Source organism: Nonomuraea sp. NPDC047529, from assembly GCF_040642995.1.
In the GTDB taxonomy this organism is placed as follows: domain Bacteria; phylum Actinomycetota; class Actinomycetes; order Streptosporangiales; family Streptosporangiaceae; genus Nonomuraea.
Window position 1 is genome coordinate 114,645 of the sequence record NZ_JBEYTJ010000026.1, and the last position, 19,100, is coordinate 133,744.

The following is a 19,100-nucleotide window of genomic DNA, read 5'->3' on the forward strand; positions in this document are numbered from 1 at the left end:
TGGGTTACGGGCGATAGGTCCCGAAGAACCAGGAGTTGCCCTCGGGGTCCTTGCAGGCGTACTCGCGCGAGCCGTACGGCTGGTCGACGAGTTCCATGGTGATCACGGCCCCCGCGGCCCTGGCGTGATCGTGGTGGGCGTCGACGTCGTCGACCGCGATGTAGACGCCGGGCCCGCCCGGCTTCCCCCGGCCGATCATGATCAGGTCGTCCTCGACGAACAGCTCGGCGTGCTCGACGGCTCCGGACGCGTCCTTCGACGACTCGTGCACCCGGAACCCGAACGCCCCGGTCAGGAAGTCGAGCGCCGCCTGCGGGTCCTCGTAGCGGGCCAGTGCGTAGACAGTGCGTTTCATGGCTCCAGTGTCCACGGCGGGCCGCCGGCGGGTCTTGGACGAATCTGACCGGGCGTGGTGCCGCCGAGCGCCCGGAACTCCCGGTTGAGATGGGCCTGGTCGTAGAAGCCGCACTCGGCCGCGACCGCGGCGATCGGCTCGCCGGAGCGCAGCAGCCGCGCGGCCCGGCCGAACCTGATCACCCGGGCCGCCGCCTTCGGGGCCAGCCCGACCTGGTCGTGGAAGCGGGCCACCAGATGACGGTGACTCCAGCCCAGCGACGCCGCCAGCGACGACACCCCGAGCCGCCCGCCCGACTCCAGCAGCCGCGCCCACGCCCACGGCAGCTCGGGGCCCACCTCGGGCCCGGTGAGGATGCGTTCGGTCAGCAGCCGGTCGGTCAGGGCCAGCCGCTCCCGCCACGACGGCGTCGCGGCCAGCCGGTCGAGCAGCTCCCCGGCCCACCGCCCGAGCACGGCCTCCACCGGGACCACCCGGTTGGTCAGGTGCCGCATCGGCAGCCCGTGCAGCCGCCGCGCCCCGAACGGCGTGAGCACCACCTGCACGCCCTCGCACGGCCCGGTGACCCGGGTGAGCGCGAACCGGTCGGCGAGCCCGCCCGCGAACGCCCTGACCCGCTCCCCGTACGCCTCCATCGGCGCGCCGACGCCCAGGATGAGCACCGCCCCCGGCATGGCGGCCTCGGCCCGCGTCAGCGGCGCGGGGTAGTGCTCGCTGTAGGCGCACAACCGGGTGACGTACGGCCGCAGCGCAGCGCCGGGGGCGGCCTCGACGATGGCCGGCCCCGGCGTGCTCATACCGCCGACACTACAGACCGGTGTGCTCGGCGAGGAAGGTCAGCGTGTCGGCCGACAGATCGACCGTACGGCTCACCGAGCGGGCGCCGTGGCCCACCTCGGTCTCGTTGCGCAGCAGCACCGGCCGCCCGGCGGTCGAGGCGTGCTGCAACGCCGCGCACATCTTCCAGGCGTGCAGCGGGTGCACCCGCGTGTCGGACTGGAAGACGGTGAACAGCGTCGCCGGGTAGGCCACCGACTCCTCGACCCGGTGGTAGGGCGAATAGCCCCGCAACCAGCCGAACTGCTCGGGGTCGTCGGCGCTGCCGTACTCGACGTTCCAGGTCGCGCCGAGGCCGAACTTCTCGTACCTGATCATGTCGAGCAGCGGCGCCGAGCAGACGACGGCCGCGTACAGGTCGGGGCGCTGCGTCAGCGCGGCGCCGACCAGCAGGCCGCCGTTGGAGCCGCCGGAGATGCCGAGCTGCTCGCGGGTGGTGACGCCGGTCTCGATGAGGTGCTCGGCCGCCGCGTGGAAGTCGTCGAAGACGTTCTGCTTGTTCGCCAGCATGCCCGCGCGGTGCCAGTCCTCGCCCTCCTCGCCGCCGCCGCGCAGATTGGCGATGGCGTAGACGCCGCCCGCCTCGACCCAGGCCAGGATCGAGGCCGAGTAGCCGGGGGTCATGGACAGGCCGAAGCCGCCGTAGCCGTACAGGATCGTCGGGCGGGGGCCGGGACGCTCGTCGGCCGGGGAGATGATCAACATCCGGACCTCGGTGCCGTCCTTGGACCGGTACACCTCCTGCGACGTGCGCACCGGCGGCACCTCGACCGCGCCCGGCGAGGCGGCCCACAGCGTGGTCTCGCCCGTGCGGGCGTCGTAGCGCTGGATCGTCGGCGGCGTGGTGTTGTCGGTGTAGCCGAACCACGCCTCGAAGCCGCCCTCGGGACGCTCGGAGATGCCGCCGATCGTGCCCAGGCCCGGCGTCGGCACCGAGCCCACGCGCTCGCCGGTGGCCAGGTCGTGGACGGTGATCTCGCTGATCGCGTGGCGGGTCCAGCCCACCAGCATGACCGGGCGCTCCAGGTCGTCGAGGATGGCGAAGTCGGACAGCACCGCCTCGGGGTCCTCGGGGATCAGGTCGCGCCAGGTCTCGTAGCCGGGGTCGGCCGGGTCGGTCACGCACACCCGGCCGCGGGAGGCGTCCCGGTCGGTGTGCACGTAGAGCCTGCCGTCGCGGCCGAACACCAGGGCGGTCTGCGCGTCGACGCCCTCCTGCACGACCTTCAGGTCGGGGGAGTCGGCGGGCGAGGCGGTCAGGTCGGCCACCCACAGGTCGTTGCGCGGCGCGGTGCCCTCGTGTGCCGAGACCTGGAGCCAGTGGCCGTCACGCGAGACCGAGACGCCGTAGTAGTTGGTCATCTTCAGCCCCTGGCCGAAGATCAGCGCGTCGTCCTCGGTCGAGGTGCCGACGCGGTGGAGGTAGACGCGGCGGTGGAACTGCGCCTCGTTCTCCGGCACCTCGGTGCGCGGCAGCCTGCGCACGTAGTAGAACGCCTCGCCGCCCGGCAGCCAGGCGATGGGGGAGTAGCGGCAGCGGTCGATCGGGCCCTCGACGCGCATCCCGGTCGCGACGTCCATGATGTAGAGGATCGACTCCTCGTCGCCGCCCACCGAGATCTGGTAGGCCAGCAGCCGCCCTTCCTTGTCGGGCTGCACGGCGTCGAGCGTGGTGAGACCGGACGGGTCGATCTCCATCGGGTCGATCAGCGCCCGCTCGGTGCCGTCGGCCTCGACGACGTAGTAGACCGCGTGCTCCTGGTCCGGCGTGCGGCGGGAGAAGAACCGGCGCTCCCCGCGCCAGGCCGGCGGGCCCACCGAGCCGGACCGCAGCAGCTCGGCGATGCGGTCCTTGAACCGCTGCTCGCCACGCGTGGCGTTGAACAGCTCGGCCTGCGCGAGCAGCCATTCCTTGGTGTCCGGGCTGTCAGGGTCCTCCAGCCACCGGTACGGGTCGGGGACGGGCGTTTCGTGCAGGATGTCGACGACGTCTTCGCGGCGTGCCGTCGGATAAGGCTCTCGCGTCATGCCAGGAACCCTACTGCCAAGGTGGGGGCGTAAAGCGCTGGTGAAGCGGGCATAAAACGTAACGTGTGTCCCTCTGGTCATTCCGGCTTGAAGATTATGGGGTGGCGGGGACGCTACGGCTAACGCCAGACTTGGTGACAGGACGGTGCCGTGGTGACCATCCGCTGGACCGTCCGGCGGAGGTCCATGTGACGGAAGCACCAGTGCCCCAGGAGGGGCCGACAGGCGGGACATGCCACGGCATGTCCCCTTTGATACGCGCGCGGCAGGGAGAGGCCCGATGACGCGCCAGGTCCTGCTGCTCAACGCCACCTATGAGCCGCTCACCACGCTCTCGCTCCACCGGGCCATCGTCCTGGTGCTGCGGGAGAAGGCCGACGTCGTGCACCGCGACGGGCGGGGCGCCCAGCTCCGCTCGGCGAGTTGCACCCTCGATGTGCCTTCGGTGATCAGGCTCCGCAGATACGTCCGCATCCCCTACCGGTCCCGAATCCCGCTGACCAGGGCGGCCCTCATGAGGCGCGACGACTACCGCTGCGCCTACTGCGGGCAGCGGGCCGAAACCATCGACCACGTCATCCCGAGGTCGCGCGGCGGCACCCACACGTGGGAGAACTGCGTCGCCTCGTGCACGACCTGCAACCACCGCAAGGCCGACAAGTACCTGGAGGAGCTGGGATGGACGCTGCGCGTCCTCCCGGCGGTGCCGAGGGGCGCCCACTGGCGGCTCATCGGCGCCTCGCTCGTCGGCGATCCCCAATGGGCGCCCTACCTGGAGGCGGCGGCCTAGACACACTTTTTGAACCCGGAGGCCGCCGCCTGTCACCATGACGGGTATGTGGACCTTCACCGCTGATCCAGAGGAGTTCGCCGCGGTCGCCGAGCCGTTCCTGCTCGGCGACCCGGTCGGCAACACGGTTCCGCTGACCGTTCTCGCCGAACTGCGTGCCGGCCGGCCCGCCGAGGACGCCTTCTTCGCCTGGTGGACCGCCAGTGGCCAGGTTCGCGCCGCCGCCTTCCGCACGCCGCCCGCCCCCTTGAGCCTCACGCGCATGCCCGCCGAGGCCGTCGCGTCGCTCGTCGAGGCGCTCGTCGGTGACCTGTCCATGGTGACAGGGCCGGTCGAGGTGACATCCGAGGTCGTCCGGCTGCTCGGCGAGCCCGACCGGACGGTGTCCGAACGGCTCTACCGCCTCGGCGTGCCCGCCGTCCCCTCCGTGCCCGGCCGCGGCCGGCTCGCCGGGGCGGGCGACTTCCCGCTGATGGTGAGCTGGTACCAGGCGTTCGGGGAGGAGGTCGGGCTCGGCGAGGCGCACGACGTCGCCGAGCGGGTGGCCCGGCGGGTGGCCGGGCGCGAGCTGTTCGTCTGGGAGGCCGGGGGCGCGCCGGTCTCGATGGCGGGGCTCGGCCGGGCGGCCGGCGGCGTGTGCCGCGTCGGCCCGGTCTACACGCCGCCGTCGTGCCGAAGGAAGGGCTACGGGGCCGCGGTCACCGCGTACGCCGGCCAGGTGGCGCTGGCCGAGCGGTGCGAGCAGGTCGTGCTCTTCACCGACCTGGACAATCCGACGAGCAACGCGATCTACCGGTCGATCGGCTACGAGCCCGTCTCCGACCATGCGCACCTGACCTACACCGGCTCCCGCTCACCCGCCGCAGCGGGTTAGGCTTACGGCATGCCGCGTTACGACTTCCGCTGCCGCGCCTGCGGCTCCACGTTCGAGGTCTCCCGTCCCATGTCGGCCTCAGACGAGCCGGCGACCTGCCCGGAGGGTCACGGCGACACGGTCAAGCTGCTGTCCACGGTCTCCATGACCGGCGGCGCGGCCGCTCCCCGTCCAGCCGGCGGCGGCGGCGGCGGTGGCTGCTGCGGCGGTGGCTGCTGCTCGTGACCGGCGGGCCCGGCTGAGCACCTCCACCACGACCCGGGCCGCCCGTTCCACCGTCTCCACGCCCGTCTCCAGGTCGGGGCTGCGTTCCGACAGCACGGCGACGAGCAGCTCGTGGCCGTTCAGCACGATCCGGCCCGCGCTGTTGACCGTCCACCGGCCGCCGTGCGCGCCGACGGGCAGCCAGCCGTTCTTGAGCGCGACCTCGCCGCCGGCGGCGCTGACGCCCCACGCCTGCGTCCTGTCCACCGACGACATGAGCCCGAGCGCCCAGCGGCGGCTCGCGGCCGACACCGGCCCGGCGGGGTCGGTGAGCTTCTCCAGCACCCTCACCTGGTCCGACGGGCCGCTGAGAGTCATTCCCCACGACAGACCGGCGCCCGGCACGGTGTCGTGCACCTCCAGCGCACGCAGGATGCGGGTGAGCCCGACCTGGCCGCCGACGGTCATGTACAGCTCGTGGGCGCTCTCGTCGTCGCTCTCGCGGATCATCCGGGAGGCCAGCCCGCGTTCGTACGCGCTGAGCCGCCGGTGCTCGCTCTGCCTGAGCAGCAGCAGGGCGAGCAGGATGTCCACCTTGGCCACGCTGGCCAGCACGAACGGCCTGCCCTCGGCGTAGGAGTACCGCACGCCCGTCGCGCGGTCGTACACCGACAGCGCCGCCCGCCCCGGACGGCCCCGCAGCTGACGGTCCAGCGCCCGGTCGAGCGCCCGCCGCGTGGAGGGCGGCAGCAGGCGCCCCATGGACACCGCCTTGCGGTGCGCCACGATCGGGAGCGGGTCCGGCGGCCGGCCCGCCGAGCAGGCGGACACGACGACGGGCAGCAGGGCGGCGATGAGCGAGATCCCCCGGACGCGCATGTGCGCGAGCCTGTCACGCCCCGCACCAACGCCCGGGGGCCCGAGGGTCAAGCTTGCGGCAGGTTACGCCGCGTGGTCCGCTTGCGGTTCACGCCGCCTTGGTCCGCCGGCGGCGGCGCTGGAACGGGAGGAACCGGTCGGCCAGGTGCGGCCGCGACGGGGTCAGCGTGGGTTCGACCGCGATGATCCGGTCGAACCTGAACGCCCTGATGGCCTGGCGCATCCTGCACACGCCGACCAGGTACCAGTACTCGCGGTGGACCAGGCAGGTCACCGGCTCGACGTCGCGGGAGGTGACGGCCCCCGAGGCGTCGCGGTAGTGGAGACGGATCATGAGACGGCTGGTGATGGCGTCGGCGACGAGCCTGGCCCGGGAGGCGACCTCCACGGGCAGCGGCTCGGTCAGGGTCGCGAGCGTGGTCGCGATGACGTCGTCGTCGAGCTCCAGGTGTTCGAGCGCGTGCTGCAGGCCGCGCCGTGCGGCGACGGCCTGCGGGCCCGCTCCGAGGTGAGCGAGGGAGAGGGCGATGGCGGCGATCTCGGCGGTCGTCAGCGGGCGAGTCTCGTCCTTCACGACTGTCGTCATACCCCAAGAATAGGGACGACCACCGACAATTTTCGAAAATCTGTGCGGTGGACCGGGGGTCCACCGCACACTAACTATCGGGACAGCTGCGACAGATCACGCGAGGCGCCGGTCGAGGCGGACGTGGTCATCGCCGCGTACGCCTGCAACGCCACGCTCACCGGCCGGTTGCGGTCGCGCGGCCGGTAGCCGCCCAGGTCGGCCAGCAGCCGCTCGCGCCGGGCGGCCAGCTCGGCCTCGGGCACCCGCAGCTCCATCGACCGGCCGGGGACGTCGATGTCGATGATGTCGCCGTCCTCGACCAGCGCGATCGTGCCGCCCTCGGCCGCCTCGGGCGAGGCGTGCCCGATCGACAGCCCGGACGTGCCGCCGGAGAAGCGGCCGTCGGTGACCAGCGCGCACGCCTTGCCCAGGCCCTTGCCCTTGAGGAACGAGGTCGGGTAGAGCATCTCCTGCATGCCGGGGCCGCCCTTGGGGCCCTCGTAGCGGATGACCACCACGTCGCCCTCCTTGACCTGCCCGCCGAGGATGCCCTCCACGGCCTGCTCCTGCGACTCGAACACCACCGCGGGCCCGCTGAACTTCCAGATCGACTCGTCGACCCCGGCCGTCTTCACCACCGCGCCGTCGCGCGAGATGTTGCCGTAGAGCACGGCCAGGCCGCCGTCGGCGCTGTAGGCGTGCTCGCGGTCGCGGATGCAGCCCTCGGCCCGGTCGAGGTCGAGGGAGTCCCAGCGGTTGTCCTGTGAGTACGCCTTCACCGTGCGCACGTTGCCCGGCGCCGCGTGCCACAGGTCGGTGGCCTCCGGCAGCGCGGAGGGCGACTTGACGTCCCAGGCGGCCAGCGTGTCGGCCAGCGTGCCCCCGTTGACGGTGGGCACGTCGCGGTGCAGCAGCCCGGCCCGGTCGAGCTCGCCCAGGATGGCCGGGATGCCGCCGGCGCGGTGGACGTCCTCGACGTGGTACTTGCTCGTGGCCGGGGCGACCTTGCACAGGCACGGCACCCGCAGCGAGATCTCGTTGATCTCCTTGAGGCCGAAGTCGACCTCGGCCTCGCGGGCCGCGGCCAGGATGTGCAGGATCGTGTTGGTCGAGCCGCCCATCGCCACGTCGAGCGCCATGGCGTTCTCGAACGCCTCGCGGGTGGCGATCGAGCGCGGCAGCACCGACTCGTCGCCGTCCTCGTAGTAGCGGCGGGTGATCTCGACGAGCTGGCGGCCGGCGTCCTCGAAGAGCTGCTTGCGCTTCTTGTGGGTGGCCAGGATCGTGCCGTTGCCGGGCAGGGCCAGGCCCATGGCCTCGGTCAGGCAGTTCATGGAGTTGGCGGTGAACATGCCCGAGCAGGAGCCGCAGGTCGGGCAGGCGTTCTCCTCCATCTCCAGCAGCTCGGCGTCGGACACCGAGTCGTCGGCCGCGGCGATCATCGGGTCGACGAGGTCGAGCTTGCGGCCGGGCGTCTTGCCGGCCTCCATGGGCCCGCCGGAGACGAAGATCGTGGGGATGTTCAGCCGGAGGGCGGCCAGCAGCATGCCCGGGGTGATCTTGTCGCAGTTGGAGACGCAGATCAGCGCGTCGGCGCAGTGGGCGTTGACCATGTACTCGACGGCGTCGGCGATCAGCTCGCGGGACGGCAGCGAGTAGAGCATGCCGCCGTGGCCCATCGCGATGCCGTCGTCGACGGCGATCGTGTTGAACTCGCGCGGGATCGCCCCGGCCTCGCGGATCGAGGCCGACACCACGTCGCCGACCTCACGCAGGTGCACGTGGCCCGGGACGAACTGGGTGAAGCTGTTGGCCACCGCGATGATGGGTTTGCCGAAGTCGCTCCCGGCTACGCCGGTCGCCCGGAGGAGGGCCCGGGCGCCGACCATGTTCCTGCCGTGGGTGACCGTACGTGACCTGAGGGCCGGCATTGTGCTTCTCCCATCATGAGGCGAGTCTTCACATGTTACGGCCACCCGCCCGGCGGCTGAGACACGTGTCCATCAACCGGACACCTCAGTCCGGCAACCGTACGGCCGCCAGCTGCGTCGCCTGGGCCACCAGCCGCCCCTTGGAGTCCCACACGTGGGCCACCTCGTCCATGCGGTCGCCCCCGACGTCCGTGGCCGACAGGCGGACCTTGATCGGGCCGGGCGCGGGCAGCCGGCGGACGTAGGCCGAGAGCTGGATCGTCGGCACCCAGCCGGACAGCCCCAGCTCGAACGAGACCGGCGGCACCGGGTCCAGCGCCACGAGCAGGCTCAGCGGGTCCCAGTCGGTGCCGTCGGCCAGGCGCTGCCAGGTCGCGATCACGCCCTTCCTGGCCGGCGTGCCGAACACGAACGCCAGATGGGCCGGATCGACGCGCTCCTCCACCACGGCCATCAGCGGCACGGCGAAGCCCGCGCCGGGCGCCTCGACGGGCACGAGGAAGCAGTCCTCCTCGGGCGGCAGCTCGACCGGCGGGAGCGCGGACCACCAGGGGTCGCCGTCGTCCAGCACGCCCAGCGTGACGTGCGACTCGACGCGCACCCTGCCCTCCTGGGCCAGCGAGACCCGGACCTGGGCCACGCTGCGGCCGATCCGCAGCGGCTCCACGCGCACGTCCGCCGGGCCCGGCACGGGCGGCTCAAGGAAGGCGCCGCTCACGGCGGTCACGTGGGGGTGCCGTTCGCCGGCGGTGCTCTGGCAGGCGGCGCGGGCCAGCACGGCCAGCAGGTAGCCGCCGTGCAGCTTGGTGCCCACGCTCCACTGGGCGTCCAGCGTGGCGCCGAACTCGTCCGCGCCGCGGGCGACCAGCGCGGTCGCCTCCCCGAAAGTCCCCATTTTCGCGATATCCCTTCCGCAGAAGGTCAGCTTGACACCGTCAACCTGACGGCGTCAATGTGAGGTCCATGACCGCTGCGAAACGTGTGCGCGCCCGGCGCGGAGAAGGCGGCCTGCTGCGGGAGGAGATCCTGCGCGCGGCCGAGGACCTGCTGACCGAGTCCGGCACCGAGGACGCCCTCACCCTGCGCGCCGTCGCCCAGCGCGCCGGGGTGTCCACCCCCTCGGTCTACCTGCACTTCGCCGACCGGGAAGCGCTGCTGGAGGCGGTCTGCCTGCGCGTGTGGGACGAGCTCGGCCGCCTGTTCCGCGAGAACCTGACGGGCGACCCGTTCCTCGCGCTGGGCCGCTGCGGACGGGCCTACGCCCGCTTCGCCCTGGACCATCCCGTGCAGTACCGGGTGCTGATGATGCGGCCCTCGACCGCGCAGGGCGTGCCGCCGGCCGCCGCCGAGTGCTTCCGCCACATGGTGGCGGCCGTCGCCGCCTGCGTGGCCGTCCGCGTGCTCGAAGGCGACCCCGAGAAGCTGGCGCTCGGCCTGTGGTCGTCCATGCACGGCTGCGTCTCGCTGCTCATCGCCCAGCCGTCGTTCCCGTGGCCCGAGGACCGGGAGGCGCTGATCGACCACATCGTGCGCATCGCCGGGATGGGCACGGCGCTGGCGTCCCGCCTGCCCGGCGCGCTGCCGCCCAGCGACGTGCTGGCCGCCGAACTGGACGACTTCGGCGCCCGGCTGTCGGCGGACGTGAAAGAACCCCGCGGAGCGGAACTCCGCGAGGTCCGTCGGCCGTCCTAGGCCGTCCTAGCCTTCGCCGTACCTGGCGGGCAGGACCTGGGCGGCGATGTCGTAGAGCCGGTCGATCTCGGCCGGGGTCAGCGCCCGTTCCCGCTTGGTGATCCACTTGCGGGCCCGGTCGCCCTGGTAGACGTCCACGCCGCGGATGGTCATGATCTTCCACGGCACGGGCGGCCCGTAGATGGCCAGCGAGGGCACGACGACGACCTCGCGGCCGAACGCCTTGCTGATCAGCTCGCTCGCCTGGGACGCCTCCCACTTGGCCTCGGTGAGCCTCGGCTTCATGTCGAAGGGACCGTGGAACAGCTTCTTGCCCGACTGGACGCGGACGGGAAGCCGTTTGTCCCACTTCTCGGAGTCGACCGCGTAGACGCCGGTCGGCCCCACCACGAGGTGGTCGATCTGCGCCTCGCTGCCTGGGATCGCCCTGGCGTGCAGGGTGCGGTAACCGCTGCGCTCCAGCCTGCGGAGCTGCCCCTCGGTACGCCGTTCGGCCACGGACGCGCGCCGCCACGCCGGCACCGTGGAATGGGAACGCGCGCGGTAGACCGTTTCGAGGATGGCCGCGACCACCCCCGCGGTCACTCCCATGCGCCAGTCGCGCAACAGGAAGCCCACCACGACCGCCACGCCGACCGCCACGAGCGCGCGGTTGCGCAGGCGGCGGAACCGTGGCTGCTGGAGCAGGTCACGCATGGACGCGCGTTCCACGGGCGCGTAGGTGGTCGTGGGCGCCGATGGCGTCGCGGCGGCGGTCTGCTCGCCCTCTGGCCGGTCGCTCACCCAGATGGGTGACGCATTGTGACCGTCTTCTCGCTGGTTGTCGGAGTCCACGTAACTCACCGTAGCCCGGAGATCGGAACGATTCCTAGTGTTGACCTGTCCATAGTTTTATGGCCCAGCTCATCGTGTTCCACTCATGTTTTCGGGGTATGTCTTACGTTCTTCTCTAGAGATGCCTAGTGTGCCGATCGTGCGAGAACTTCATGAGCTTTCCGCGCTTGAGCAGGCCCGGGCCGTCCGCGACCGTGACGTCTCACCGGTCGAGCTGACCCGGCACTATCTCGACCGGATCGAGCGGATCGATCCGCAGGTCGGCGCGTACGTCACCGTGACCGCCGAACAGGCCCTCGACCAGGCCCGACGCCTGGAGAAGGACCTGCCGGACGGGCCGCTGGCCGGGGTGCCGATCCCGGTCAAGGACCTCAATCTGGTCAAGGACGTGCCGATCACGTTCGGGTCGGCGGTGTACCGGGGGTTCGTCGCGCCGGTGGACGACACCGTCGTGACGCGGCTGCGCGAGGCCGGCACGGTCATCCTGGGCAAGACCGCCACCCCCGAGTTCGGGCTGCCCTGCTACACCGAGACCGACGTCTCGCCGCCCGCCCGCTCGGCCTGGGACCTCGGCACCTCGGCCGGCGGGTCCAGCGGGGGAGCGGCCGCCGCCGTGGCCGCCGGGCTGGCACCGGCCGCCCAGGGCAGCGACGGCGCGGGCTCGATCCGCATCCCGGCCTCGGCGTGCGGCCTGTACGGCATCAAACCCACCCGTGGCCGGATCAGCTTCGCCCCGATCATCCCCGACCTGGCGGGCATGTCCACGAACGGCCCGATCGCCCGTACCGTGGCCGACGCGGCGGCCCTGCTCGACGTGATGGCGCACAACGAGCCCGGCGACCTCTACCTCGCGCCCCGCCACGAGGGCACGTTCCTCGACTGCGCCGGCCGCGACCCCGGACGGCTGCGCATCGCCCGCTACGCCGACCCCGTCGTGCCGGGGACCGAGATCGACCCCGAGGTGCTGGCCGCGTACGAGGACGCCGCCGAGACCCTGGCCGGCCTCGGGCACGAGGTCGTCGAGATCCCCAGGCCGTTCGGCGTGGACCTCGTGCCGCAGTTCGTCACCCTCTGGTACACCTTCGCCTGCATGCACCCGGTCGCCGACGACCAGCGGCACCTGCTCCGGCCGCTCACCCGATGGCTGCGCGAGCGCGGCCTGGCCACCCCCGCACCTGCGTTCCTCCAGGCCCAGGCGGCCCTCCAGCTCGCCACCCGGGGCGCGCTCGCGATCACGAACGCCTACGACGCGGTGCTCACCCCGACCCTCACCCAGCCGCCCAGGCCGATCGGCTGGTTCGAGGACGTGGACGACGTCGAGGAGACGTTCGAGCGCATGAAGCGCTTCGCCGCCTTCCCCGCGATCTACAACGTCAGCGGCCAGCCCGCGGTGAACCTGCCACTGCACTGGAGCGGCGACGGCCTGCCGATCGGCGTCATGCTGGCCGGGCGGATCGGTGGCGAGGGCACTCTGATCTCGCTGTCGGCCCAGGTCGAGGCGGCCAGGGGCGGCTTCTGGGGGGAGCGGCGGCCGGTCGTCTGGTAGGCGGTCGCGGCCTGGGTCTGGCCGGGCCCCCGGCCGAGGGTTACGTTCGTCGTGTGAACAGCGCAGCGGAAAGTCTGCTCTTTCTCCTCGGGGTGTCCTCAGGGCTGTTCGTCCTGATCAGCCTGCTGGTCATGGTGCCGGGGCGTGGTTCGTCCAGGGTGGCGGAGGCGGGGCCGGTGTGGGTGGGCGGGCCGTCCGGGAGCGAGCACGGCGTGAGCACGTCGGGGCTGGTGCTGGCCGACGGCGTCGCGCCCTGGGCGCGGGCGTCCGAGCACGACTGGCCGGCCTCGGCGGCGACCGCCGAGCCCGACGGGCGCCTCGGCGGCGCTTCGGCGGGATGGTGATCCGGCGATGCGCACGCTGACGACGGCCCAGGCCGACGACCTCCGGAAGGCCGTCCAGGGCGCTGAGCGGCGCAGCGGGCTGCGTTTCGGTGTGTTCCTGGGCGAGCCGGTCGGCGCCCGGCGGCACTTCGCCGAGCGTCTGCACGCCGCCCTGGGCGCCGAGGCCGCCGACGCCGTGCTGGTGTTCGTCGATCCGGCCGGACGCGCCCTGGAGATCGTGACGGGCCCGAACGCCAGGCGGCGGCTGAGCGACGGCGCCTGCCGGCTCACCGCCCTGTCGATGGCCACCGCCTTCAGCGCCGGCGACCTGGTCGGCGGCCTCCTGTACGGCATCGCCGCCCTCGGCGAACAGGCCACGACCCGCCACTGACCTGCGCCGCAGCGGTCGTCAGGCGCGTTGCAGCAGGGTGACGACGTGGTCGCTGACGCCGGCGAGCAGCCCGGACGGCTCGATCGGCGCCCCCGCCACGGCCGAGAACAGCGCGGGCAGCCCGGGCAGCGGGAAGTCGTCGTCCGCGGTGGCCGCCGCGCCCACGGCGTTCTTGTCCAGCGCCGCCCGGCTGCGCTCCCAGGCGTCGAGCACCTCCTCCGGGGACGGCACCCCGAACCCGTGCCCGACGGGCGCGGCGTGCCGCAGCCGGACGAGCGGCGTCTCGGCGAAGGTCAGCGCCGTACGGGCGCGCACCTGGAGGTCGGCGCGCGGTTCGGGCTCGATCCAGTCCATGGCCGTGCACGGGTTGCGGCAGGTCGCGACGCACACCGCCAGCGCGCCCGCGAGCTGGCTGTGCTGCCGGTCGAAGTAGGCCCGCCAGCCCTCGCCGGGCTCGACCGACACCCGCAGCGTGCGGTTGGTGGCCGACTGCTCGGACTTGGTGTGGTCGCACTCCCGGTCGCCGATCACGCCGAACCTGCTCCCGGGCGCGCTCAGCCCCGCGGGCCAGCGGGCCGGGTCGCCGGCGTGGCCGAGCTGCGGCTCGAAGGCCAGCAGCGGCAGGTACTCGCTGGCGATGTGCACGGCCGCGATCATGGGGCTCAGCTCGCGCCGGTGCCAGCGGACGGCGATCACCTCAAGGAGCAGGCCGTAGGCGGGCTTGAGCGACTCCAGGGCCCCGCGCGGCTGCTCCCGCGGCGTCTGCGGCATGTGACAGGCGCGGGCGAGCCGGCGCAGGTCGGCCGGCACGGACCTGGCCTCGGCAGCGAAGTCCTCGGCGTCGAGCGAGAGCAGCCGCTGCCCGAACTCGCACACGTCGGAGATCTCGGCCGTGGGGGCGAGCGCGCCCAGGTCGGCGAAGGCGTACCGGCGGGCGAGGGCGATCAGCAGCTCACGAGTCGAATCCACGCGATGACTTTCTCACGATCTTGGAACGGTCACGGACACGGGGCGCGCACGCACTGGACGTCTTCCGGCGGGCTGGTGACCGTGGGCTCGTCCGTGGGCTCCTCCGGGCCGGGCTGGCTCGGCTCCTGCGACGGCTCGGGCTCGGCGGTGGTCGCGGTGGGCGTGGGCTTCGGCGAGATGGAGGGCGTGGCGCTCGGGGTGGTGGGGGCCACGGTCGGGCCGGGCGTCGCGCTGGCGGTGCCGCTCGGCTTGGCGCTCGGCGCGGCCTTGGTCGGCGGCACGGGCTGCCTGGTGGTGTGCTCCGGGCTGCTCGGGGTGTGGGCCTGCGTGGTCTCCTCGGCGGGCGGCAGCACCTCGCCCGTGCTCGCCGGCTCGGCCGGACGCAGCCACACCGACCCCGCCACCGCGGCCGAGACCATGACGGCGGCGGCCATGGTGACCAGGGCCGTCAGCGTGCGCCGCCGGCGGGACGTGCGGCCGGCCGGGGCCGACGGCATGGTGAACGGCGATCCGGCGTCGGCCGCGGGCATGACGCCCGTCGGCTGGAGGCCCGGGTGGGGACCGCTCGTCGTGGACGCGGACACCGAGGACGTGGTGACGGGAGACGTGTTGACCGGCAGGTCGACCGGCAGGGCCGCGCCGCTCACCGAGGCGCGGGCCGCCCGCGCCATGTCGGAGGCCGACGGCCAGCGCTGCGCCGGGTCCTTCTGCAACGCCCGCGACACCACCTGGCGCACGGCCGCGGGCAGCTCGGCGGGCAGCTCGGGCACGGGCGCGTTGAGGTGCTTGAAGATGATCTGGACAGGGGTCTCCCCCTGGTACGGCAGCCGCCCGGTCAGGCACTCGTAGGCCACCACGCCCAGCGCGTAGACGTCGACCGCGGGCGTGACCTCGTTGCCGGCGGCCATCTCCGGCGCGCAGTAGGCGGCCGAGCCGAGCATGGTGCCGGTGGCCGTGAGGTGACCGGCCGAGGCGGAGTGGGCGACCCCGAAGTCGGTCAGCGCGACCTGCCCGTCGGGCCTGACCATGAGGTTGGCCGGCTTGACGTCGCGGTGGACGATGCCCTGCGCGTGGGCCGCGGCCAGCGCGTCGGCCACCTCGGCGATCAGGCGCATGGCCTCCTGGGGGCCGAGCGGGCCCCGGCGCAGGACGCGGTCGAGCGACTCGCCCCGCACGTACTCCATGACCAGGTAGCTGACCCGGCGCCCGTCGGCCTCGTGGACGCCGTAGTCGTAGACCCCGACCACGCCGCGGTGCCTGAGCGTGGCCATGGCCCTGGCCTCGTTCTGGAAGCGCTGGGTGAAGGTGGGATTCTCCGACAGGGCGGGCATCATCACCTTGACCGCGACGGCCCGGCCCAGGACCAGGTCGTCGGCACGCCAGACCTCGCCCATGCCGCCGCCGCCGAGGCGGTCGGCCAGCACGTAGCGGTCGTTGAGCGTGGTACCGGCGCCTAGCACGTACTTGAGGCTAACACCCACTCTCCGTGCTCAGGCCGTATTCGGCGCAGCGCGAAGCCGGGTCCCCGCCGGGCGTGGCGGGGACCCGGGTGGATCAGGCCGACGCGGCGTCGGTCTCGCGGTTGCGCAGGGCGCGGCTGACGCCGTCGGCGCCCTCCAGGATCAGCCTGCGCAGGGCCTGCGGCGGCTGCTCGGCGGCCAGGAAGTCCTGGGCGGCCTGGACCGTGGCGGGCTCGATGAGCAGCGTGGGGAAGCAGCCCACGGCGAACGTCGAGGCCTGATCGAACGTCCACTCCTGGTAGACACGCCCGACCTCGGCGAAGTACTTCTCCCGGTACGGCTCCAGCAGCCCGGTGTGATGCGGGTCCTGGAAGCCGGCGATGGTGCTGCGGGCGATGTGGTTGGCCAGCTCGCCGCCCACGATCCGGTCCCAGGCCGCCGCCTTGGCCTCGGCCGTCGGGATCGCGGCCCGGCACAGCGCCGCCGACCGCTCACCCGTCGCCGTAGGGTCGCGCCGCAGCTCGGCCTCGATGTCGGCCTCGTCCAGCCGGCCGCCGGAGACCAGCGCGGCCACCAGCGTCCAGCGCAGGTCGGCGTCGACGGTCAGCCCCTCGGGCACGCCGGTGCCGTCGAGGATGGCCTGCACCAGGTCGAGGTCGGCGGCGGAGACCGCCACCGGGGCGAACGCCTGGAGGAAGGCGAGCTGGTGGTCGGAGCCGGGCGCCGCGGAGCCGAGCAGCGAGCGCAGCTCGGCGGCCAGCAGCGCCTGGCCCTCGGCCTGCCAGGCCGGGTCGGCGTACTGCTGGACGGACTGCCGCGCCTGGCGCAGCACCGCCTGCAGGACCGTGATGTCGGAGACCGTGCCGGCGCCGGAGATGACCAGCCTGACGTAGTCGCGCGTGGACATCTCGCCGTCGCGGGTCATGTCCCAGGCCGCAGACCAGCACAGAGCGCGCGGAAGCGAGTCGGTGAAGGCCGCGATGCCGCCCTCGACGAGCGTGCGCAGGGAACGCTCGTCGAGCCTGATCTTGGCGTAGGTGAGGTCGTCGTCGTTGAGCAGCACCAGGTCGGGCTGCTCGGCGCCGACCAGCTCGGCCACGCTCGTACGGGCCCCCACCACGTCGAGCTCGACCCGCTTGGTCCGGGTGAGCACGCCGTCGACCAGCGAGTACAGGCCGATCGCGATGCGGTGCGAGCGCAGCGTCGGGTAGTCGGCCGGGGCCTCCTGCAGCACCTCGAAGGAGGTGAAGCGGCCGTCGGACACCTCGAAGGAGGGACGCAGCGTGTTGACCCAGGCGGTCTCCAGCCACTCCTTCGACCACGACGACAGGTCGCGGCCCGAGGTGCGCTCCAGGGCGGCGAGCAGGTCCTTCAGCTCGGTGTTGCCCCAGGCGTGCTCGGCGAAGTAGTCGCGCACCCCGGCCAGGAAGTTGTCCAGGCCGACGTAGGCGACGAGCTGCTTGAGCACCGAGGCGCCCTTGGCGTACGTGATGCCGTCGAAGTTGACCTCGACCGCCTGCATGTCGGGGATGTCGGCGGCGATCGGGTGGGTGGAGGGAAGCTGGTCCTGGCGGTAGGCCCAGGACTTCTCCACGTTCGCGAACGTGGTCCACGCGCCGTTGCCCCACCGGGTGGCCTCGGCCTGGGCCAGCACGGACACGTACGTGGCGAAGGACTCGTTCAGCCACAGGTCGTCCCACCAGCGCATGGTGACCAGGTCGCCGAACCACATGTGGGCCATCTCGTGCAGGATCGTCTCGGCGCGCCGCTCGACGACCGCGTCGGTGACGCGGGACCGGAAGACGTAGTCCTCCAGGAACGTCACGCAACCCGCGTTCTCCATCGCGCCGGCGTTGAACTCGGGCACGAAGAGCTGGTCGTACTTGGTGAACGGGTAGCGGACGCCGAACACCCGGTGGAAGAAGTCGAAGCCCTGCCGGGTGACCTCGAAGAGGTTGTCGGCGTCGAGGTGCTCGCCGAGCGAGGCGCGGCAGTAGAGGCCGAGCGGGATGCCGTCGTGCTCCGAGGTGACCTTGTAGTACGGCCCGGCCACCAGCGCGGTGATGTACGTGGAGATCACCGGCGTGGCCTCGAACTCCCACCGCCTGGCCGCCTCGACGCCGCCGTGGCGGCCGGAGTGCCCGTCGAGGTCCTCCACCTTGGCCGCGGCGCCGTTGGAGACGACCTCCCAGTCGGCCGGGGCCAGCACGGTGAGCTGGAAGACGGCCTTGAGGTCGGGCTGGTCGAAGCAGGCGTACATGCGGTGGGCGTCGGCCGTCTCGAACTGGCTGTGCAGGTAGACCTTCTGGTCGACCGGGTCCACGAAGCGGTGGAGGCCCTCGCCCGTGCGCATGTAGCTGCAGTCGGCGTCGACCAGCAGCTCGTTGGACTCGGCCAGCGAGGGGAGCGGGAAGCGGCCCTTCTCGGCGTCGTAGGCGGAGACGTCGAGGTCGACGCCGTTGAGGGTGACCTTGCGCACGTTGGCGCCGTGGAGGTCGATGAAGGTGGAGGCGCCCGGGCTGGTGCTGGTGAAGCGCACCGTCGTGACGCTCTCGAAGCGCTCGTCCCCCTCCGTCAGGTCGAGTGCGACGTCGTACGACTCGACCGTCAACAGCCGGGCGCGCTCGCGAGCCTCGTCCCGGGTCAGGTTCCCTGCCAAGTTGCGCTCCTTTTCACCACTTCGTTGTAGTTTGTCGGTATCCTGCCACGCCGGGAATAGGACCTCGACACCCTCAGGTTATGGCCCCACGTGACTGAGAAGATTCCCGTGGACCTGTGGTTCGATCCTTTCTGCCCATTTGCCTGGGCGACGTCACGATGGCTTCTCGAAGTGGAGAAGGTTCGCGCCATCGAGCCGCGCTGGCACGTGATGAGCCTCAACGTCCTCAACGAGGGCAATGACGTGCCCGACTCCTACCGTGAGGCCATCGCCAGGGCCATCGAACCCGTCCGCGTCGTGGCCGCGGCACGGGCCGCGCACGGCGACAAGGTCGTCGGCCCGCTCTACACCGAGCTCGGCACCCGCCTGCACAACCAGGGCGGGAGCAAGGACCTCAGCCGCCTCGGCGAGCTCATCGAGGACTCCCTGGAGGCGATCGGCCTCAGCCGCGACCTCGCCGCCGCCGCCCACTCCACCGAGTGGGACGACGACGTACGCGCCTCCCACCAGGAGGGCATCACCCTGGTCGGCCAGGACGTCGGCACCCCGGTCATCCGCGTCGGCGCCAACGCCTTCTTCGGTCCCGTGATCACGTCCATCCCGAAGGGCGAGGACGCGGGCAGGCTGTGGGACGGCGTTCTTCTCGTCACCGAGTTCGATGACTTCTTCGAGCTGAAGCGGACTCGTACCAGACAGCCCACCTTCGACTAGATATGTCTTCCGCCGCCGGGGTAAGACTCCTACCCTGGCGGTAGGTCTC

The 19,100-nt window shown here is 72.2% G+C and carries 18 protein-coding genes; 8 read left to right on the plus strand and 10 right to left on the minus strand.

All coding sequences use genetic code 11. From position 1 onward, the window contains the following. Positions 1-4: 4 nt before the first annotated feature. Genes ABZ815_RS33730 through ABZ815_RS33740 form a run of 3 tightly spaced genes read right to left on the minus strand, consistent with a single transcriptional unit; the run spans position 5 to position 3,220 of the window. A complete protein-coding gene (locus ABZ815_RS33730; RefSeq protein WP_357705199.1) occupies positions 5-355 on the minus strand; it encodes a VOC family protein in 351 nt (116 codons plus the stop codon). Further along, positions 352-1,152 carry an AraC family transcriptional regulator gene (locus ABZ815_RS33735; RefSeq protein WP_357705201.1) on the minus strand — a complete coding sequence of 267 codons (801 nt, stop codon included), beginning with the start codon at positions 1,150-1,152 and terminating at the stop codon, positions 352-354. The genes ABZ815_RS33730 and ABZ815_RS33735 overlap by 4 nt, the downstream gene beginning before the upstream one ends. A gap of 10 nt (positions 1,153-1,162) precedes the next feature. Beyond that, entirely contained in the window at positions 1,163-3,220 is a 2,058-nt protein-coding gene (locus ABZ815_RS33740) for a prolyl oligopeptidase family serine peptidase (RefSeq protein ID WP_357705203.1), read from the minus strand. Positions 3,221-3,500: 280 nt separating this feature from the next. Between ABZ815_RS33740 and ABZ815_RS33745 the strand changes: the two genes are divergently transcribed. Genes ABZ815_RS33745 through ABZ815_RS33755 form a run of 3 tightly spaced genes read left to right on the plus strand, consistent with a single transcriptional unit; the run spans position 3,501 to position 5,109 of the window. After that, positions 3,501-4,010: an HNH endonuclease gene (locus ABZ815_RS33745; RefSeq protein ID WP_352322827.1), complete on the plus strand. Its 510-nt coding sequence runs from the start codon at positions 3,501-3,503 to the stop codon at positions 4,008-4,010. Between the two features lie 46 nt (positions 4,011-4,056). Then, entirely contained in the window at positions 4,057-4,884 is an 828-nt protein-coding gene (locus tag ABZ815_RS33750; RefSeq protein ID WP_357705205.1) for a GNAT family N-acetyltransferase, read from the plus strand. Positions 4,885-4,893: 9 nt separating this feature from the next. Next, the gene (locus ABZ815_RS33755; RefSeq protein WP_357705207.1) at positions 4,894-5,109 is read left to right on the plus strand and encodes a zinc ribbon domain-containing protein; all 216 of its coding nucleotides are present in this window, start codon (positions 4,894-4,896) and stop codon (positions 5,107-5,109) included. Positions 5,110-6,055: 946 nt separating this feature from the next. Here the strand turns inward: ABZ815_RS33755 and ABZ815_RS33760 are convergent. The 3 genes from ABZ815_RS33760 to ABZ815_RS33770 form a co-directional block, all read right to left on the minus strand. After that, on the minus strand, positions 6,056-6,553 hold the full coding sequence (locus tag ABZ815_RS33760) for a WYL domain-containing protein (RefSeq protein ID WP_357705209.1): 498 nt from the start codon (positions 6,551-6,553) through the stop codon (positions 6,056-6,058). A gap of 74 nt (positions 6,554-6,627) precedes the next feature. Next, complete coding sequence (gene ilvD, locus ABZ815_RS33765; protein WP_357705211.1) at positions 6,628-8,466, minus strand: dihydroxy-acid dehydratase; 1,839 nt, start codon at positions 8,464-8,466, stop codon at positions 6,628-6,630. Between the two features lie 85 nt (positions 8,467-8,551). Further along, positions 8,552-9,361, minus strand: coding sequence for a thioesterase family protein (locus ABZ815_RS33770; RefSeq protein WP_357705213.1), 810 nt, complete (start codon positions 9,359-9,361; stop codon positions 8,552-8,554). 68 nt (positions 9,362-9,429) lie between these two features. Between ABZ815_RS33770 and ABZ815_RS33775 the strand changes: the two genes are divergently transcribed. Beyond that, positions 9,430-10,158, plus strand: coding sequence for a TetR/AcrR family transcriptional regulator (locus ABZ815_RS33775; RefSeq protein ID WP_357705215.1), 729 nt, complete (start codon positions 9,430-9,432; stop codon positions 10,156-10,158). 6 nt (positions 10,159-10,164) lie between these two features. On the opposite strand, the gene ABZ815_RS33780 is transcribed toward ABZ815_RS33775, so the two are convergent. Then, positions 10,165-10,941, minus strand: a complete 777-nt coding sequence (locus ABZ815_RS33780; protein ID WP_357705217.1) for a nuclease-related domain-containing protein — start codon at positions 10,939-10,941, stop codon at positions 10,165-10,167. Between the two features lie 190 nt (positions 10,942-11,131). Between ABZ815_RS33780 and ABZ815_RS33785 the strand changes: the two genes are divergently transcribed. Genes ABZ815_RS33785 through ABZ815_RS33795 form a run of 3 tightly spaced genes read left to right on the plus strand, consistent with a single transcriptional unit; the run spans position 11,132 to position 13,252 of the window. Then, positions 11,132-12,538 carry an amidase gene (locus tag ABZ815_RS33785; protein ID WP_357705219.1) on the plus strand — a complete coding sequence of 469 codons (1,407 nt, stop codon included), beginning with the start codon at positions 11,132-11,134 and terminating at the stop codon, positions 12,536-12,538. Positions 12,539-12,591: 53 nt separating this feature from the next. Beyond that, complete coding sequence (locus ABZ815_RS33790; RefSeq protein WP_357705221.1) at positions 12,592-12,882, plus strand: hypothetical protein; 291 nt, start codon at positions 12,592-12,594, stop codon at positions 12,880-12,882. A 7-nt stretch (positions 12,883-12,889) separates the two neighbouring features. Beyond that, positions 12,890-13,252 (plus strand): DUF5130 family protein, encoded by a 363-nt coding sequence (locus ABZ815_RS33795; protein WP_357705223.1) that lies wholly within the window; start codon positions 12,890-12,892, stop codon positions 13,250-13,252. Between the two features lie 18 nt (positions 13,253-13,270). Here the strand turns inward: ABZ815_RS33795 and ABZ815_RS33800 are convergent, their stop codons facing one another. The 3 genes from ABZ815_RS33800 to pepN form a co-directional block, all read right to left on the minus strand. Continuing rightward, positions 13,271-14,221 (minus strand): hypothetical protein, encoded by a 951-nt coding sequence (locus ABZ815_RS33800; RefSeq protein WP_357705225.1) that lies wholly within the window; start codon positions 14,219-14,221, stop codon positions 13,271-13,273. 29 nt (positions 14,222-14,250) lie between these two features. Beyond that, positions 14,251-15,681, minus strand: coding sequence for a protein kinase (locus tag ABZ815_RS33805; protein ID WP_357705227.1), 1,431 nt, complete (start codon positions 15,679-15,681; stop codon positions 14,251-14,253). Between the two features lie 94 nt (positions 15,682-15,775). Beyond that, positions 15,776-18,340 carry an aminopeptidase N gene (pepN, locus tag ABZ815_RS33810; protein ID WP_357705229.1) on the minus strand — a complete coding sequence of 855 codons (2,565 nt, stop codon included), beginning with the start codon at positions 18,338-18,340 and terminating at the stop codon, positions 15,776-15,778. Between the two features lie 90 nt (positions 18,341-18,430). On the opposite strand from pepN, the gene ABZ815_RS33815 reads away from it, so the two are divergent. Further along, entirely contained in the window at positions 18,431-19,051 is a 621-nt protein-coding gene (locus tag ABZ815_RS33815) for a disulfide bond formation protein DsbA (protein WP_357705230.1), read from the plus strand. Positions 19,052-19,100: the final 49 nt, after the last annotated feature.

Excerpts from the sequence above, each read along its gene's own strand:
- ilvD (WP_357705211.1), bottom strand. The coding sequence starts at position 8,466 with ATGCCGGCCCTCAGGTCACGTACGGTCACCCACGGCAGGAACATGGTC.
- ABZ815_RS33730 (WP_357705199.1), bottom strand. The coding sequence starts at position 355 with ATGAAACGCACTGTCTACGCACTGGCCCGCTACGAGGACCCGCAGGCG.
- ABZ815_RS33735 (WP_357705201.1), bottom strand. The coding sequence starts at position 1,152 with ATGAGCACGCCGGGGCCGGCCATCGTCGAGGCCGCCCCCGGCGCTGCG.
- ABZ815_RS33740 (WP_357705203.1), bottom strand. The coding sequence starts at position 3,220 with ATGACGCGAGAGCCTTATCCGACGGCACGCCGCGAAGACGTCGTCGAC.
- ABZ815_RS33750 (WP_357705205.1), top strand. The coding sequence starts at position 4,057 with ATGTGGACCTTCACCGCTGATCCAGAGGAGTTCGCCGCGGTCGCCGAG.
- ABZ815_RS33760 (WP_357705209.1), bottom strand. The coding sequence starts at position 6,553 with ATGACGACAGTCGTGAAGGACGAGACTCGCCCGCTGACGACCGCCGAG.
- ABZ815_RS33795 (WP_357705223.1), top strand. The coding sequence starts at position 12,890 with ATGCGCACGCTGACGACGGCCCAGGCCGACGACCTCCGGAAGGCCGTC.
- ABZ815_RS33775 (WP_357705215.1), top strand. The coding sequence starts at position 9,430 with ATGACCGCTGCGAAACGTGTGCGCGCCCGGCGCGGAGAAGGCGGCCTG.
- ABZ815_RS33770 (WP_357705213.1), bottom strand. The coding sequence starts at position 9,361 with ATGGGGACTTTCGGGGAGGCGACCGCGCTGGTCGCCCGCGGCGCGGAC.
- ABZ815_RS33745 (WP_352322827.1), top strand. The coding sequence starts at position 3,501 with ATGACGCGCCAGGTCCTGCTGCTCAACGCCACCTATGAGCCGCTCACC.
- ABZ815_RS33755 (WP_357705207.1), top strand. The coding sequence starts at position 4,894 with ATGCCGCGTTACGACTTCCGCTGCCGCGCCTGCGGCTCCACGTTCGAG.